Origin of the sequence: Limimaricola sp. G21655-S1 (assembly GCF_027213785.1) — a bacterium.
GTDB lineage: Bacteria > Pseudomonadota > Alphaproteobacteria > Rhodobacterales > Rhodobacteraceae > Limimaricola.
Genome location: NZ_JAPWGO010000002.1, coordinates 94001 through 108349 on the forward strand (window position 1 = coordinate 94001; position 14349 = coordinate 108349).

Annotated in this window: 14 protein-coding genes; 2 read left to right on the forward strand and 12 right to left on the reverse strand. The window is 69.1% G+C overall.

The annotated features are described in order from the left end of the window. The first annotated feature begins 1 nt into the window (after window position 1). Window positions 2–184 (forward strand): N-(5'-phosphoribosyl)anthranilate isomerase, encoded by a 183-nt coding sequence (locus O4G76_RS02875; protein WP_306467175.1) that lies wholly within the window; start codon window positions 2–4, stop codon window positions 182–184. A 46-nt stretch (window positions 185–230) separates the two neighbouring features. Here the strand turns inward: O4G76_RS02875 and O4G76_RS02880 are convergent, their stop codons facing one another. The 12 genes from O4G76_RS02880 to O4G76_RS02935 all read right to left on the reverse strand — a co-directional run bounded on the left by O4G76_RS02880 (window position 231) and on the right by O4G76_RS02935 (window position 13516). After that, complete coding sequence (locus tag O4G76_RS02880) at window positions 231–1589, reverse strand: cytochrome P450 (RefSeq protein ID WP_269395908.1); 1359 nt, start codon at window positions 1587–1589, stop codon at window positions 231–233. Then, window positions 1586–2815: a hypothetical protein gene (locus O4G76_RS02885; protein ID WP_269395909.1), complete on the reverse strand. Its 1230-nt coding sequence runs from the start codon at window positions 2813–2815 to the stop codon at window positions 1586–1588. Before O4G76_RS02885 ends, O4G76_RS02880 begins: the two co-directional genes overlap by 4 nt. Window positions 2816–2880: 65 nt before the next feature. Then, complete coding sequence (locus O4G76_RS02890; RefSeq protein ID WP_269395910.1) at window positions 2881–3636, reverse strand: cytochrome c biogenesis CcdA family protein; 756 nt, start codon at window positions 3634–3636, stop codon at window positions 2881–2883. 106 nt (window positions 3637–3742) lie between these two features. Beyond that, entirely contained in the window at window positions 3743–4780 is a 1038-nt protein-coding gene (locus O4G76_RS02895) for an ABC transporter ATP-binding protein (RefSeq protein ID WP_269395911.1), read from the reverse strand. Further along, window positions 4777–5574, reverse strand: a complete 798-nt coding sequence (locus O4G76_RS02900; protein ID WP_269395912.1) for an ABC transporter permease — start codon at window positions 5572–5574, stop codon at window positions 4777–4779. Before O4G76_RS02900 ends, O4G76_RS02895 begins: the two co-directional genes overlap by 4 nt. After that, window positions 5571–6404 carry an ABC transporter permease gene (locus tag O4G76_RS02905; protein ID WP_269395913.1) on the reverse strand — a complete coding sequence of 278 codons (834 nt, stop codon included), beginning with the start codon at window positions 6402–6404 and terminating at the stop codon, window positions 5571–5573. The genes O4G76_RS02900 and O4G76_RS02905 overlap by 4 nt, the downstream gene beginning before the upstream one ends. A 1-nt stretch (window position 6405) precedes the next feature. Beyond that, window positions 6406–7611, reverse strand: a complete 1206-nt coding sequence (locus O4G76_RS02910) for an ABC transporter substrate-binding protein (RefSeq protein ID WP_269395914.1) — start codon at window positions 7609–7611, stop codon at window positions 6406–6408. Window positions 7612–7745: 134 nt separating this feature from the next. Beyond that, window positions 7746–8918, reverse strand: coding sequence for a c-type cytochrome (locus O4G76_RS02915; RefSeq protein ID WP_269395915.1), 1173 nt, complete (start codon window positions 8916–8918; stop codon window positions 7746–7748). Beyond that, window positions 8915–9478, reverse strand: a complete 564-nt coding sequence (locus tag O4G76_RS02920; protein WP_269396160.1) for a cytochrome c oxidase assembly protein — start codon at window positions 9476–9478, stop codon at window positions 8915–8917. The genes O4G76_RS02915 and O4G76_RS02920 overlap by 4 nt, the downstream gene beginning before the upstream one ends. 26 nt (window positions 9479–9504) lie before the next feature. Continuing rightward, entirely contained in the window at window positions 9505–9927 is a 423-nt protein-coding gene (locus tag O4G76_RS02925; RefSeq protein ID WP_269395916.1) for a hypothetical protein, read from the reverse strand. Between the two features lie 11 nt (window positions 9928–9938). Continuing rightward, window positions 9939–12509, reverse strand: a complete 2571-nt coding sequence (gene ctaD / locus O4G76_RS02930; RefSeq protein ID WP_269395917.1) for a cytochrome c oxidase subunit I — start codon at window positions 12507–12509, stop codon at window positions 9939–9941. Further along, window positions 12506–13516 carry a c-type cytochrome gene (locus tag O4G76_RS02935; RefSeq protein WP_269395918.1) on the reverse strand — a complete coding sequence of 337 codons (1011 nt, stop codon included), beginning with the start codon at window positions 13514–13516 and terminating at the stop codon, window positions 12506–12508. Before O4G76_RS02935 ends, ctaD begins: the two co-directional genes overlap by 4 nt. A 143-nt stretch (window positions 13517–13659) precedes the next feature. Between O4G76_RS02935 and O4G76_RS02940 the strand changes: the two genes are divergently transcribed. Further along, a complete protein-coding gene (locus O4G76_RS02940; protein WP_269395919.1) occupies window positions 13660–14349 on the forward strand; it encodes a hypothetical protein in 690 nt (229 codons plus the stop codon).

The window sequence follows — 14349 nt, forward strand, 5'->3', positions numbered from 1 at the left end:
CATGTTCAGCGCCAGAAGCGCCGTGCAAGGTGGCGTGCTGCGTCGCAAGACCCGGGACGTGGAGCGCTATGTCGGGCGCGAAGCGTTCCTCGCGGAGATGCGCCGGCGCGGCTTTTCGGTGGTGGAGAATGCGGGTCAATTCGTGATCTTCTGCAATCGCGAGCCGATCCGGCGGATCCTGTGATCCGAATTCTTCGCAGAATTCGGTCCGGAACCTTCAAAGGTTCCGGCTAGCCGCGTTCCGTCACCCGCAACCGGATACCGCCCCTGGCGCGCACCGTCAGATGCGCCACCGGCACGGGCGCATCGCCCTCGACCGCCTCGAAGCGGAAGCGCGACAGCAGCGCCGCCAACAGCATGGCCGCCTCGGCCATCGCGAAGCCTGCACCGGGACAGACCCGCGGCCCCGCACTGAAGGGCATGTAGGCACAGCGCATGCTTTCCTTTGTCTCGACCCGGCCCCAACGATCCGGGTCGAAATGATCCGGGTTTTCCCAGAACCGCTCGTGCCGATGCAGGTGCCAAGGCGACAACACTACTTGCGTGCCTCGCCGCAGGGATCGTTCCCGGAAGCGCTCGGGCTTGAGCATCTCGCGCACCATCATCGGCACCGGCGGGTAAAGGCGCAGCGCCTCACGCGCGCAGTCTCGGATGAGCTGCAAGCCGGACAGCCCAGAGAACGCACCGGAAAAACCTCGTGCCTCGGCGGCAGCGCGGTCCTGGATCCCAGGATGCGTGGCGAGCAGGTAGAGCGTCCAGGCAAGGCTGGCCGCGCTGGTTTCGTGCCCTGCCAGAAAGAAGATCGCCACCTGGTCGACCATCTCTTCGCGCGAGAAACGCGCGCCGGTTTCAGGATCCGGCGTAGTCATGATCTTGGTGGCGAGATCGCGCGGTGCCGTGCCTGCCGCGATCTCCGCCGCCCGCGTCTCGACCAGCCCGGCGATCAGCGCCCTGATCCGCCGCGCGGTGGCGCGGGTTTCGCGCGAATGCAGCCGCGGCATCCAGACAGGCCCCTTCACGAACGCGGCCAGGTTCAGCAAGGGCTGGCTGCGTTGATGGGCGTGGAAGGACTGGTAGGTGGCCCGGGCCGTTTCATGCTCGATCGGCAACGAGAACAGCGTGCGAAAGATCACGTCGGCAGCGGCATGGCTCGCCTGTTCCTCGATCTCGACCGCGCGCCCGTCGGCCAAGGGCGCCAGCCGCGTCACCGCCGCAGCACCTGCGGCCCGCATGGCGGCAAAGCTCTCCTTCAGCCGACCGCCCTCGAAGGCCGGATCGATGATCCGCCGCTGTCGTTCCCATGTCGCGCCATTGGTGAGAAACACCGAAGCGCCAAGCAGCGGCCGCAGACCCGCGCCGATCCGTTCGGATTTCGGAAAATCGTGCGGCCGCTCCTTCAGCACCAGCCGCAGCAACGCCGGATCATTGATCAGTACCGATCGGAAGAACGGGGTGCGAAACTCCGCCATCCAGGCGCGGTAGAGCCGAGCCGGCTGGGCCGAGAGGATATCGGCGCGAAACAGCTTCAGGTGCCGCCAGAGCGATACGCGCGGCGCGCGGGGCACGGGCTTGGGCGGCAGCGGGTTCATGCGGCGGTGGTCACATGGGGCGAGAGCGGCCTGCGGATCGCCTGGCGCGACGGCGAACGCTCGGCGAAGCGCGCCGCCAGCGTCAGCGGCCCGGCGGTGACGCGGAAATAGTCGTAATCGCCGGGGCGATCGAAGGCGCAGAGATATTGGAAATGCAGCCGGAAGAAGCGCCAGCGCAACTCGCGCCAGCGGGCCGGGCTCAGTGTCCGGGTGAAGGCCGCGGAGACCACCAGTGGCCAGCGCTGTCCCTCGGGGGCCACCCCCGACACCGCCACCGGGTCGCACAGCGCGAAGGCGCAGCCATCGCCCGGGGCGGTCACGTCGAGCCATGTCAGCTCATCCCGGGTCGAGAGATAGGCGAGATCGGCGCGCAGGCGACGCGCCTCGGGCAAAAAGGACATCATCGGCACCACCTGCCCCAGCGACACGAACCCCAGCGCCGGGCCGCCTGCGGGCACCCGGCTCGCGCGGATCAGGTCCGACAGCACCGAGACGGCGAGATGCGCGCCCGAGGAATGCCCGACCACGAGAACCTCGTCGACATCCTCGTGCAGCGCCGCCGCGATCCGATCGGCGAACTGTGCCAGACGCCTCTCGAGCGCGTCCGGATTGGCGCCGCGCCAGCGGGCGGCGAAGGCGTAATCATGCATCAGGTAATAGGCGAAGAACCTACGGTCGTTCCGACGAAACCAGTGCAGCGCGCCCCAAGCCGTCAGGGCCAGCACGGGCCAGAAGACGAGGGCCGACGGCGCCCCCGAGGCGGCCATGAGCCGCTCAGCGAGACGCCCCCCCAACGCCCCGAACCCGAGCGCGAGGCCAAGCTGCAGAAGCAGCATGACCACCGGATAGAGCGCGGCGATCACAGGCCCCTTTCGAAGCCGCATCAGGCGCGGCAGCGCGCCGCTCGCGATGTAGGTCCACGCTGTCCTGAGAAGCTGTGCATAGGTCGCGGCGACGCCGCCTCGCATCTGCTCGCGCACGATGTCCGACCAGACCAGCACCTCGAACTCGGCGCGCTGCTCGGAGCCTTCGATCCGGGCCTCGACATTCCAGCCGAAGCGGCGGCCGGTCGCCGGAGACAGGGTCAGGTCGAATCCCGAGACAACCGCCTGCGCGGCGGCTTCGCGGCGATAGAGTTCGCGGTAGCGGCGCGGGTGGATCGGGTCGAAGCCGGGGATGTAGAAGACCCGCCGCCTGCGCACCCGTCCCGGTCTCGATCCGTCCATGGCCCCTCCCGTCATGGCGCCAGACTAGACGAGGAAACCGGCGACCATAAGGCCGAAACCGGGCTTCAGCCGAGCGCCGCGAGCACCGGAAAGGTCTCGAGCAGCCAGAAGCTGAAATCGGAAAATTGGCCGGTGAGCATCATCAGGCCGACGGTCCATAGCAGCAGCCCCGATGTCCGCTCGATCCGCCCCATGTGCCGCTTCATCCACGACATCGCGCCGGTCAGCTTGGGAAAGAATGCCGCGACCAAGAGGAACGGGATGCCCAGCCCGGCGGCATAGACCGCGAGCAGCGCCGCGCCGCGCGTCACCTCGGCCTCGGTCGCGGCCAGCCCGAGGATGGTGCCGAGGATCGGGCCGAGACAGGGCGTCCAGCCGAAGGCGAAGGCCAGACCCAGCACGTAGGCGCCGAAGGCCGAGCCGCCCCTGTCGCCGCCCGAGATCCGTGCCTCGCGGTCGAGGAAGGGAATGCGGATGACGCCGGTGAAATGCGCGCCGAAGACCATGATGGTGATGCCAGCGATGATGTTGAACCAGTCCTGGAACTGCAGGAACATCCGCCCCAACGCCGAGAAGGCGACCCCCAGCAGCAAGAAGACCGTCGACAGCCCCAACACGAAGAACAGCGCCGCCGTCATCACCCGGCGCCGCTCGCGCGCGGGTGCGGCGAGATCGGTCACCGACACCCCGCCCATATAGGCCAGATAGGGCGGCACGATCGGCAGCACGCAGGGGCTGAGGAAGGACAGGAGCCCCGCCGTCAGCGCGATCATCATCGCGGGGAGAAGCGTCGCGTCGAGGATCATCTCGGCTGAGAACATGGAAAAACTCCTTTGGTCCGGCGAGGCTATCAGCCGCCGCCCGGGGCGTCACCAGCCCGGCTCTCACTTGGTCGTGCGGCAATGTGTCAGTCCCGCGCGGGAAGGCTCAGACGCCCGGCAGCACCCACAGCGCCTCGCGCGGGAGCCGCCAGCGGATGTCCTGCCCGGGCATGGCACCGCGCGCGGCGCCCGCCCGCATCAGCGCCTCCAGCCGAAGCCCGGCGACCTCGGCGGTGATCCGGGTGAGCAGCCCCTCGAAGCGGGTCTCGATCACCCGCAGCGTCACCGCGTTCTCGCCCTCGCCGGTCTCGATCGCCTCGGGGCGCAGCGTCAGGCAGCCTTCCCCCGCAGGCGCGGCATGGGGCAGCGCCAGCCGCCCCAGCGCGCAGTCGAACGCGCCGCCCGAGGAACGGCCGGGGATGAAGTTGCAGCCGCCGAAGAACCGCGCCACCTCGAGATCGGCGGGCCGGTTCCACAGCGTCGCCCCCGCGCCGATCTGGTGGATGCGGCCGCCCAGCATCAAGGCGACCCGGTCGCCCAGCACCGCCGCCTCTTCTTGGTCATGGGTGACGACCAGCGTGGTGATACCGGTCTCGCGCTGAAGCCGCCGGATCAGCGCCCGCATCTCAGTGCGCAGATGCGCGTCGAGCGACGACAGCGGCTCGTCGAGCAGCAGCAGGCCGGGCTTCAGGACCAGCGCGCGGGCCAGCGCCACGCGCTGCCGCTGGCCGCCCGACAACTCGTGCGGGCAACGGTGCCCCAGGCCTTCGAGTTGCACCTGTTCCAGCGCCTCGGCCACGCGCATCGCGATCTCGCGCTTCGGGCGTCGCTGCATGCGCAGGCCAAAGCCGACATTGGCGGTCACGTCCATATGCGCGAAGAGCTGACCCGACTGGAACACTAGCACCGCCTCGCGCCGCTCGGGCGGCAGGTGCAGCACCGACAGCCCGTCGAAGCGGACCTCGCCCGCATCGGGCGCGATCAGACCGGCGATGACGCGCAGCGCAGTGGTCTTGCCGCAGCCCGAGGGGCCGAGCAGGGCCAGCATCTCGCCGTTCCCCACCTCGAGCGAGAGCGCGTCGAGCGCCGGGCGCTCCGCGCCCGGATGGCGCAGATGCAGGTCGTTGAGCGTCAGCCGCGTCACCGCGTCCCTCCGATGGCCATGCCGCGCCCCGTCAGCTGCCGCGCCACGAGGGCGAGGATCACGAGGCCCGGGCCGAGGCTCAGCATCGCCAGAACGCCGGCCTGGTCGTTGCGCCCCGCGCCCGCCTGCGCATAGAGCAGCAAGGGCAGCGTCACCACCCGACCGCCGCCGATGGTCAGCGTTAGGATGTATTGCGACCACGACACCAGAAAGGCGAAGAGCCCGGCCACGACGATGCCCGGCGCGATGGCGGGCAGCATCACGTGCCACAGCACCTGCAAAGGCTTTGCCCCGAGACTGCGGGCCTGCGCCTCGGCCTCGGCGTCGTAATTGGCGAAGACGCCCGACATCACGAAGATCACGTAAGGCAGCGTCGGCACCAGATGCACCAGCACCACGCCCGGCACCGAGTTGGTGAGGCCCAGCCGCAGGAACACGCCGTGGATGCCCAGCCCCACCGCGATGCCCGGCACGATCACCGGCGCCAGCAGCGCCAGCTCGACCAGAGCCTTGCCGCGAAACCGGTAGAGCCCGAGCGCCCGGCCCGCCGGAATGCCCAAGCCCAGCGCCAGCGCCGCGGCGGCAAGGGCGATCAGCGTCGTGGTGGCGAGTGCGCCGGGGATCTCCGAGCGCGGCGCGAAGGCCTGCATCCAAGGCTCGATGGTCCAGTTAGCGGGCAGGATCTGCGGAAAGAACCAGCCGCGCGCCACCGACCACAGCGCCAGCGGCAAGAGCGGCGCGACGAGAGCCACGATCAGCGCCAGCCCCAGCAGCATGCGCAGCCGCGGGCTCAACGGTTCCGCCCCGCGAAGGCGGCGCGGATCAGCACCGCCGATACCAGCGCGATCAGCATCGCCAGCGCCATCGCCTCGGGTCTTGCCGCGAGATCGGGGTCGGTGAAGCGCTGCCACGCCAGCACCGGCAACGCCGTGGGCGCGCTCTGCCCCAGAAGCACCGGCACCTCCCAGGCGCCGAAGGAGAAGGCGAAGACGATGGCGCCGGCGCGGATCAGCGCCGGCATCAGCAGCGGCAGCAGCACCAGCCGCATCGCCGCGAAGGGCGTGGCCCCGAGCGAGCGCGCGGCGCTTTCGGGGTCGTCGCCCAGGCTCTGCATGTTGGCGAGGAGGATCAGCCCGATGAAGGGCACCTCCTTCCAGACGTAATGGGCGATGATGCCGATGGCGAAACGGTCCTGCGTCAGCGCGGGAAAGCCCGCGGGTCCGTCGATCAGCCCGGCGCCCGCCGAGAGCCGCGCGACGAAGCCCGATTGCGACAGCAGCCACAGGATGCCCAGCGCGCCCACCGCGTGCGGGATGGTGAGGTTGATCTGGAACAGCAGCCGCGCCAGCCCCTGCCCCGGAAAGCTGCGCCGCAGCAGCAGCGCCGCGCCGAGGCCGATCAGGCAGGAGAGCGCGGTCGAGGCGAAGGCGATCCAGAGCGACAGGCCGAGCGAACGCCAGACCCGGCCCTCGGACAGCACCGCGATCCAAGCGTCACCGCTGGCGCCGCCGCGTCCCATGCCGAAGGAGCCTGCGAGCCCCAGCGCGAGGCCGCCGCCGAACAGCACCGCGATCACGCCAAGCGCGGGCGCGAGCGACAGCCATGGATGCCCGCGCCCGATCATCTCAGTTGCCGACGTTGCGAATCCAGCCATCCTCGATCGCCGAGGTCCAGTCGGCCTGCAGCTCCGGCAACGCCGCCTGCCCCAGCTCCTCGATCGAGACCACCGAGGGGTGCCGTTCCAGCGCCGCGAAGCCCGCCTGCACCTCGTCCGGGGCGCGGTCGGGCTCGATCACCGTGGCCGCGCCCCAGACCTCAGGCTGCGCCTTTTCGAGCTGCGCCTCGGCCGACAGCAGCAGGTTCTGGGTCACCAAGGCGGCCGCCTTGTTCGCGGCGTTGACCGGGATCACCATGTAGTTGGTGTTGGCCAGCGTGCCGTCGCTCAACCCGTAGGAGCGCGCGGTCTCGGGGAAGATCCCGTTCACTACCGCCGTGCCGACCTCGGCCGGGTCGTAGGTGAAGAACAGGTCCACCTCCTGATTGGCGAACATCTGCTGCAGCTGGGTGATCGATGTCGGGTAGGTCACGCCCTCGCGCCACAGATGCGGCTCGATCCCGTTCAGGATCTCCCAGGTTTCCTTGGCCACCTCGTCGAACTTGGCTCGGTCGAACGGCCCGATCAGCGCATCCGGCCCGCCCGCGACATGGGTGAAGACGTGGCGCACGAAGGCGGCACCGGTGAAATCGGGCGGCGCGGGATAGGTGAAGCGGCCCGGATTGGCCTCGACCCATGCCAGAAGCTCGGGGATCGAGCGCGGCGGCTCGGACGTGCGGGCGGTGTCGTGGGCGAAGGCGAACTGCACCCGGCTCCATGGCACCTCGCAGCCCTCGACCGGCGTGCCGAAATCATTGGCGATGGCGGGGTTGTCGAAATTCACCAGCGCCGCGTTGGGCAGCTTGTCGACATAGCCGCACCAGGCGAGGTCGCCCTGCTTCATGGTGCGGAAATTCTCGCCGTTGATCCAGATCATGTCGACCGCGCCCGTCGTCGCGCCCGCCTCGACCTCGCCCAGCACGATGTTCACCGCCTCGGCGGTGTCGGTGAGCGGCACGCGGTTGAGCGTGATGTCGTACTCCTCCTCGAGACGGCCGCCGATGTAGTCGGAGACATAGGCGTTGATGTTGTCGGCCCCACCCCACATGAAGACGTTGACCTCACCGCCGCGCGCCGTCTCGACGATCTCCTCCCAGCTCATCTCGAGCAGCGCATCGCCCTCCTGCGCCCGGGCCGCGCCGCCCGCGAGGATCAGCGCCCCAATGATCCCTGTCATCATCCGCTTCATGTTGCTCCTCCCGTCGATGCCGCCGGATCGCATCGCCCGGCTTCGATCACAGGGTAGTGCCTGTGCGGCGATATCGGCGCAACACACCAAAATGTCAGGCGCTTGCAACATGAAAGCGATGATCAGTGATCGGCGGGCCGGCGCAGCGGGTTCGGTCCCGGCCCGTCATGACCGCCGGGCGCGGATGCGTCGTCCGGCGCCTCGACCGTGCCGCGCCCCGGATCGAGCGAGGCATACCAGGCGGCAAGCGCCTCGATATCCGCCTCTTCCAGATCCTGCGCCGCGACCCGCATCAGGTTGTAGACCTCGGTGCCGCCGCGCACCCCGTCGCGCCACAGCCGGAGCTGGGTGACCAGATAGGCCTCGTCCTGCCCGGCGAGCGGCGGGAAATCCCCCTGCAGCGCCTCGCCGCCCAGCCCTTCGAGGTCGCGCGGCCCCGGCCCGTGGCAGGCGGTGCAGGTGGGCACGTCGTCGGAGCCCGCCCGCGCCAGCCGCTCGCCCAGCGCCAGCGTTTCGGGGTCATGCGCCCGGACCCCGCCCGTTTCGTCCCGGGGCGCCTCCGCGAACCATTCGGCAAGCGCGCGCAGCTGGTCGGGGGCCAGTTCCGAGGCCGCATGCTGCATGATCCCGCTCTCGCGCCGCCCCTCGCGATAGGCCAAGAGCGCGGCCTCGATGTAATCGGCTTCGAAGATGTCGAGCCGTGGCACGTGGCGTGTGACGCCGCCATGGCAGCCCGCGCACCACGCCGCGCCTTCGGGGCCGCCGCTCTCGGCCAGCGCGGTCAGCTCGGCCTGCCGCTCGGGCGTCACCTCGCCCTTCTGGATCGCGCGCAGATAGGCGACCCCGGCCCAGACGTCGTCGCCGCGCTGCGAGGGCCATTGCGGCATGCCCGACATCTTCACGCCTTCGTAGAGGATCCAGTGCAGCTCTTCGGGGCTCCAGCTACCCACCGCCTCGGTGATGTGCGGCGGCACCGGGTTCATGCCGAGGATGGTGGCGGTGCGGTCGCGCCCGGGCACGGCGTGACACATGGCGCAGGCGGTCTCGAAATGCCGCGCGCCAAGCTCGATCAGCGCCGGATCGTCGAGATCGGGGGCCGGCGTCTCGGGGTGGCCGGAATAGAGATCGACGGCGTTGCGATAGGTGGTGTGCAGCGCCCAGTAGGTCGGCGGCAGGTGGCCCGCGCGCGCCGACACGTTGTAGAGCCCGAAGGCAATGGTGGCACCGCCCGCCGCCGCGCCCAGCCCCGCCAGCACGGCGAGCGTGACGAGAACTGTCCTGGTCCGCTGCTTCATGCCGCGGCCTCCCTTTCCTTCACGGCGCGGGCGGTGAGCGCCAGCCCCGCCACGAGATAGACCGGCGTGCCGATCCCGAGCATCAGCATGCCGCCAAGCTGCTGGCCGCCCAGATCGGGCATCAGCCCGCACCAGGCGGAATAGAGATCGCGCGGCGCGAGGATCAACAGCGCCCCCAGAAGCGTCATGTGCATCGATGTGAGCAGCAGCCCCCCGGCCCCGGCCAGCGGATGCCCGGCCCGCAGGCAGCCGGCCCAGACCAGCAGCCCCGCCAGCAGAAAGCTGGCCTGCTCGGCGGCGAAACCCGCCTCGGAGCGATAGGCCAGCGCATGGGCGCGCGGCAGGTGCCAGGCCCAGACCACCGCGAATTCGAGCGCTGCGGCGATCAGCGGGCCCAGCGCCAAGGCCCGGCCCAGCGCGGGCCAGCCCAGCACCAGAAGCGGCGCGGCGAGCGCCACGATGGTCATGTGCCGCAGCATGTGCCCCGCGAAGGAGGCGCCGAGCCACATCTCGAGCGGCGCGACCCAGACGGCGGCCAGAAGCCCCAGCCCGAGGATCATCGGCACCGGCCTGATCGCGCCGGGCCTCACCGGCAGGTTCCGAGGATGATCAGGGGCAGCGTGTCATAGACCACGCCGATGAACGACACCAGCGCCAGCAGGAACCCCGCATGGCCGAGAAACTGGTGCCGGTCCTCGGCGCTGCCCTCGGGGTTCGAGAATTCGCCGGTGTCGCGCACGTCCCAGCGCAGGAAGGCGCGCCAGCCGATCCAGGCGATCGCGGCGAGCATCGCGACGGTCATCGCGATCAGGGCGATGCGCAACGCGCCCATCGAGAACATGCGCTCGAACTTGAAGCAGTAGACCGAGACCGCCGCGTAGCTGATCAAGAAGTGGAAGGCCCAGATCGTCGGCCCGAGCGTGATCCGCCACAGGCTCTCGCGCTCTTCCGAGAATTCGTGCTCGTCCTCGCGCGGATGCGAGGGCCGGTCATGATCGCTGCGCTCCATGCGGCCCTCCCTCACATCAGCCGGGGCACGATACCCATCATCGCGCCGGTCACCAGCGCCGTCAGCCCCAGGAAGTGCCAAAACAACGTGACGTTCCACAGATCCGCGTCATAGCGCGGGGTCAGCTTGCCGAAAAGGCTGCCGGCGAGGCAATAGAGCTGCATGATGGTGCCGACGATGCCATGCGCCACCACCCAGACCATCAGCGCCCACATCATCGCCGGATAGACATGGCTGGCGGGGTCGAGATCCATGACCGACAGGATGAAGCCACCCATCCCGGCCAGCGTCAGGAGCGGCGCCACCGCCAGCGCCCCGCGCGCCGACCCCACCCGGCCGGCCCGGTTCAACCCGCGTGCGCCGCGCGTCAGCGCCCAGGCGGCCGCGAAGGCGGCGGTGGAGAGCGCGACGAGATAGCCGTTGGCATGCTCGGCCCCCGGCGGCGGGAAGGCGGTGTTCGAGGTCCAGTAGAAGAACACCCCGAAGACCAGCGACGCGAAGGCGGTGGCATCGCCCAGCATGGTGATCCAGACCGCCCACCAGCCCACCGCCTGCGGCCCGGCGGCATAGGTCGGCAGGCTGAGGCCGAGGCCCACATCCTTCATGTCCTTTTCCGGCGGCCGCGCGGTCGAGGTCCAGAGCCAGTAGAGGATGCAGACCACCGCGAAGGCCGCCGAGACGATGGCCGGGCCATAGATGTGGAAGGTCGGCAGGATGAAGGCACCGCCGGTGAAGGCCGCCGCCCAGATCGTGATATAGGCCGGGCCGGTCACCCGCTGCACCTGGATCGGCCGCGCGTCGATCACGCTGGTCACAATGGTCTCGCGCAGCCCCTCCTCGGCGTCGGGCAGGTAGTAGCGCCCCTGATCCATGCGCTCGACCAGCTTGGGCTGATCCCAGAGCGGATAGCGCGAAGTGATGTGCGGGATCGAGCGCACGCCCCATTTGGTCTCGGGGATCTCGTGGCTCCATTCCAGCGTGCCGGCCCCCCACGGGTTGCGCTCGATCTGCGGCTGGTCCTTCTTCGGGCGCACGATGTCCCAGGCGAAAACCGCGAAACCGGCGGCGACGATGAACGAGCCCACGGTCGAGATCTGGTTGAGCCAGTCGATGCCAAGCCCCTCGGGATAGGTGTAGACCCGGCGCGGCATGCCGAGGAGGCCGGTGAGATGCATCGGCAGGAAGGTGATGTTGAAGCCGGTGAAGATCAGCCAGAAGGACCAGCGGCCCAGCCGCTCGGAGAGCATCTTCTTCCGGAAGAACGGGAAGAAGTAATAGACCCCCGCGATCACCGGAAAGACCATGCCGCCGAACAGCGTGTAATGCAGGTGCGCCACGATGAAATAGGTGTCGTGCACCTGCCAGTCGAAGGGCGCGATCGCGACCATGACGCCGGTCAGGCCACCCGCCGTGAAGATCGCCAGAGCGCCCGCGATCCACAGCATCGGCAGCGTCATGACCACCTTGCCGGCGATCAGCGTCGCGACGAAGGCGAAGAGCTGGATGCCGGTCGGGATCACCACCGCCTCGGAGGCCGCCGAGAAGAACCCCAGCGACATGTTGGGCAGGCCGGTGGTGAACATGTGGTGCACCCAGAGCCCGAAGCTCAAGAACCCGGTCCCCACCGCCGAGAGCACGATCCATGAATAGCCGAGGATCGGCCGGCGCGCGACCGTGGGCACGATCATCGCGGCGATGGCGATCGAGGGCAGGAAGATGATGTAGACCTCCGGGTGGCCGAAGATCCAGAACAGGTGCTGCCACAGCATCGGGTCGCCGCCGCGCGTGTGATCGAAAAACGGCCAGTCGAACGAGCGCTCCAGCTCGAACAGGAAATCCCCCGCGATCAGCGGCGGGAAGGCGAACAGGATCATGCCGCCGACCACCAGCACGTACCACGCGTAGAGCGGCATGACGTTGACGCGCATGCCGGGCGGGCGGCACTTCAGCGCGCCGACGATCAGCTCGACCGCCGCCGCGATCGAGGCCACCTCGATGAAGCTGAGGCCCAGCAGCCAGATGTCCGAGCCGATGCCAAGCTCGATGGTGGCGAGCGGCGGATACATGAACCAGCCCGCCTTGGGCGCCGCCGAGAACAGGATCGAGCCGATCACGAAGATGCCGCCGATCAGGAAGGCCCAGTAGCCATAGGCCGAGAGCCGCGGGAACGGCATGTCGCGCGCGCCCAGAAAGGCGGGCAGGATCAGGATCGAGATCGCCTCGAACATCGGCACGGCGAAGAGGAACATCATCGCCGAGCCGTGCATGGTGAAGAGCTGGTTGAACATGTCGGCCGAGATCAGGTCGTTCTCCGGCACCCAGAGCTGCAACCGCATCAGCAGCGCCATGACACCCGCGATCAGCATGAAGACGAAGGCGGTCATGGTGTACCAGACGCCGACCTCGGAGTTGTTCACGGCGGTCCAGTAGCGCCAGCCCTCGGGCGTCTTCCAGGCACGGCGCAGGTTCTCTTCCTGCCTCTCGCGGACCTCGCGCGGCACCGGTTCGTTCAGCATCTCCTCGGTCGGGGGATAGATGCCCCGTGGCGCGAGGTCGCCCGCGGGGATGCTTCGGTCGGTCATTCGAGGCCCTCGAGATAGGCGGCGATCGCGTCGATCTGTTCGCCCGTAAGGTGGTCATAGGCGGGCATTTCGGCGCCGGGCTTCCAGGCGCCCGGGTTGGCGACCCACTTGGCGAAATCCTCGGGGCTCGTGCCGAGCCGCCCGGCGGCGAGCGAATGGCGCGAGCCGACATGGGTGAGATCCGGCCCCACCCGCCCCACGGCGGGCGTGCCGCGCACCGCGTGGCAGGCGCCGCAGCCCTGCGACAAAAACAGCGCCGCCCCCCGGGCCGCCTCCGCGCTCGCGGGCGTCACTGCCGGGGCGGCCTCGGCCGCGAGCCATGCCTCGAAAGCCTCGGGTTCCATCACCTCGGCCTCGAAGGCCATCCAGGCGTGGCTTTCGCCGCAGAACTCGGCGCATTGGCCGCGATAGATGCCGGGGCGTTCGGGGCCGAGCGTCATCTCGTTCACCCGGCCGGGAAACATGTCCATCTTGCCGCCCAAGGACGGCACCCAGAAGGAATGGATTACCTCCTTGCTGTCGAGCAGGAAGGTCGAGCGGACGCCCGCGGGCAGCCGGATCTCGTTGGCGGTGATGACGGTGCTGCCGTCCTCTCGCTGATATTCGACGCGCCACCACCACTGCTCCCCGGTCACCCGGATCACCGGCCCGTTGCCGGTGGCGCGCAGGTCGGGCATGATGCTCAACCCATAGACCAGCAGCGCGCTCAGCGTCACCGTCGGGAAAGCGATGCCGCCCAGGATCACCAGCCAGTTGGCGATCCGCTGCGAATGCGCCGCCGGGCTGCGCCGCGTGGCCCAGTAGAACAGCCCGTTCATCCCGAACCACAGCACCACCGCGCCCGCGAGCATGACCCAGAACAGGTCGCCCAGGATGCGCGCGTCCTCGCCGCCCGGCACCAGCGCCGATTGCCGCCCCTCGCAGGCGGCGAACAGCAGGAACGACAGGAGCGCGAGCCGCGACGGGCCGGGGAGAAAGATGGATCGGGCGCGGGTCTCGCGGGGCATGCAGGGTCCGGGGTCAGCGGCGCTCGCGCCAAGGTCACGACAATGAGAGCGCGCCCCGCGCTGCGGTCAACGTCGCAAGTCGAAGAAATCGCACCGAGACCTGTGCATTGCGCGACGTCGCGCAATCGCTATGTAACGGCGTCATGACATTCGCACATTCCAGCTCCCTCGCCGGGCGTCTTCCGGTTTCCGGCATCTTCGCAGGCGTCGCGATGCTGCTGTTCGTCGCGGTGGCGCTGGGGCTGTGGCGCGACCAGTTGGACTGGCAGTTCCGCGAGAGCGGGATCGTCACCTATGGCTCGGTGCTGCTTCTGGGCCTGATCTCGTGGACGAGCTTCGCGATCGGCAAGGTCCGGCGCGACTGCGCCCGTCCGCTCCTGCGCGATCCGCGCGCCGTCTGGCTCGCCATCGGTGCGGGCTTCGCCTTTCTCGCGCTCGACGATCTGGCGCAGATCCACGAGAATCTCGACAAGCTGATCCACACCCTCGCGGGGGCCAAGTCGACGGCGCTGACCGACCGGCTCGACGACCTGATCATCGCGGTCTACGGGCTGGTCGGGCTCGCGGTGCTGTGGCTGTGCCGCTCGGAGCTGCGCCGGTTTCGCGGGCTGCTCCCGTGGCTTGGCTTCGGCTTCGCGCTCCTGGTGCTGCAAGTCGGTCTCGACGCGATCTCGAACCGTGACGAATGGCTCGACTGGCTCGCCGTCGCCGAGGCGCAAAGACCGCTCTATGCCGACGTGATGACGGTGTTCGAGGAAGGCGCGAAGCTCTTTGCCGAGGCCGCCTTCCTGTCGGGCTTCGTACTCGCACGGCGCGGATTGCACGACGCCTGA

Excerpts from the sequence above, each read along its gene's own strand:
- O4G76_RS02915 (WP_269395915.1), bottom strand. The coding sequence starts at position 8,918 with ATGAAGCAGCGGACCAGGACAGTTCTCGTCACGCTCGCCGTGCTGGCG.
- ctaD (WP_269395917.1), bottom strand. The coding sequence starts at position 12,509 with ATGACCGACCGAAGCATCCCCGCGGGCGACCTCGCGCCACGGGGCATC.
- O4G76_RS02905 (WP_269395913.1), bottom strand. The coding sequence starts at position 6,404 with ATGATCGGGCGCGGGCATCCATGGCTGTCGCTCGCGCCCGCGCTTGGC.
- O4G76_RS02880 (WP_269395908.1), bottom strand. The coding sequence starts at position 1,589 with ATGAACCCGCTGCCGCCCAAGCCCGTGCCCCGCGCGCCGCGCGTATCG.
- O4G76_RS02925 (WP_269395916.1), bottom strand. The coding sequence starts at position 9,927 with ATGGAGCGCAGCGATCATGACCGGCCCTCGCATCCGCGCGAGGACGAG.
- O4G76_RS02920 (WP_269396160.1), bottom strand. The coding sequence starts at position 9,478 with ATGATCCTCGGGCTGGGGCTTCTGGCCGCCGTCTGGGTCGCGCCGCTC.
- O4G76_RS02935 (WP_269395918.1), bottom strand. The coding sequence starts at position 13,516 with ATGCCCCGCGAGACCCGCGCCCGATCCATCTTTCTCCCCGGCCCGTCG.
- O4G76_RS02875 (WP_306467175.1), top strand. The coding sequence starts at position 2 with ATGTTCAGCGCCAGAAGCGCCGTGCAAGGTGGCGTGCTGCGTCGCAAG.
- O4G76_RS02910 (WP_269395914.1), bottom strand. The coding sequence starts at position 7,611 with ATGACAGGGATCATTGGGGCGCTGATCCTCGCGGGCGGCGCGGCCCGG.
- O4G76_RS02940 (WP_269395919.1), top strand. The coding sequence starts at position 13,660 with ATGACATTCGCACATTCCAGCTCCCTCGCCGGGCGTCTTCCGGTTTCC.
- O4G76_RS02885 (WP_269395909.1), bottom strand. The coding sequence starts at position 2,815 with ATGGACGGATCGAGACCGGGACGGGTGCGCAGGCGGCGGGTCTTCTAC.
- O4G76_RS02890 (WP_269395910.1), bottom strand. The coding sequence starts at position 3,636 with ATGTTCTCAGCCGAGATGATCCTCGACGCGACGCTTCTCCCCGCGATG.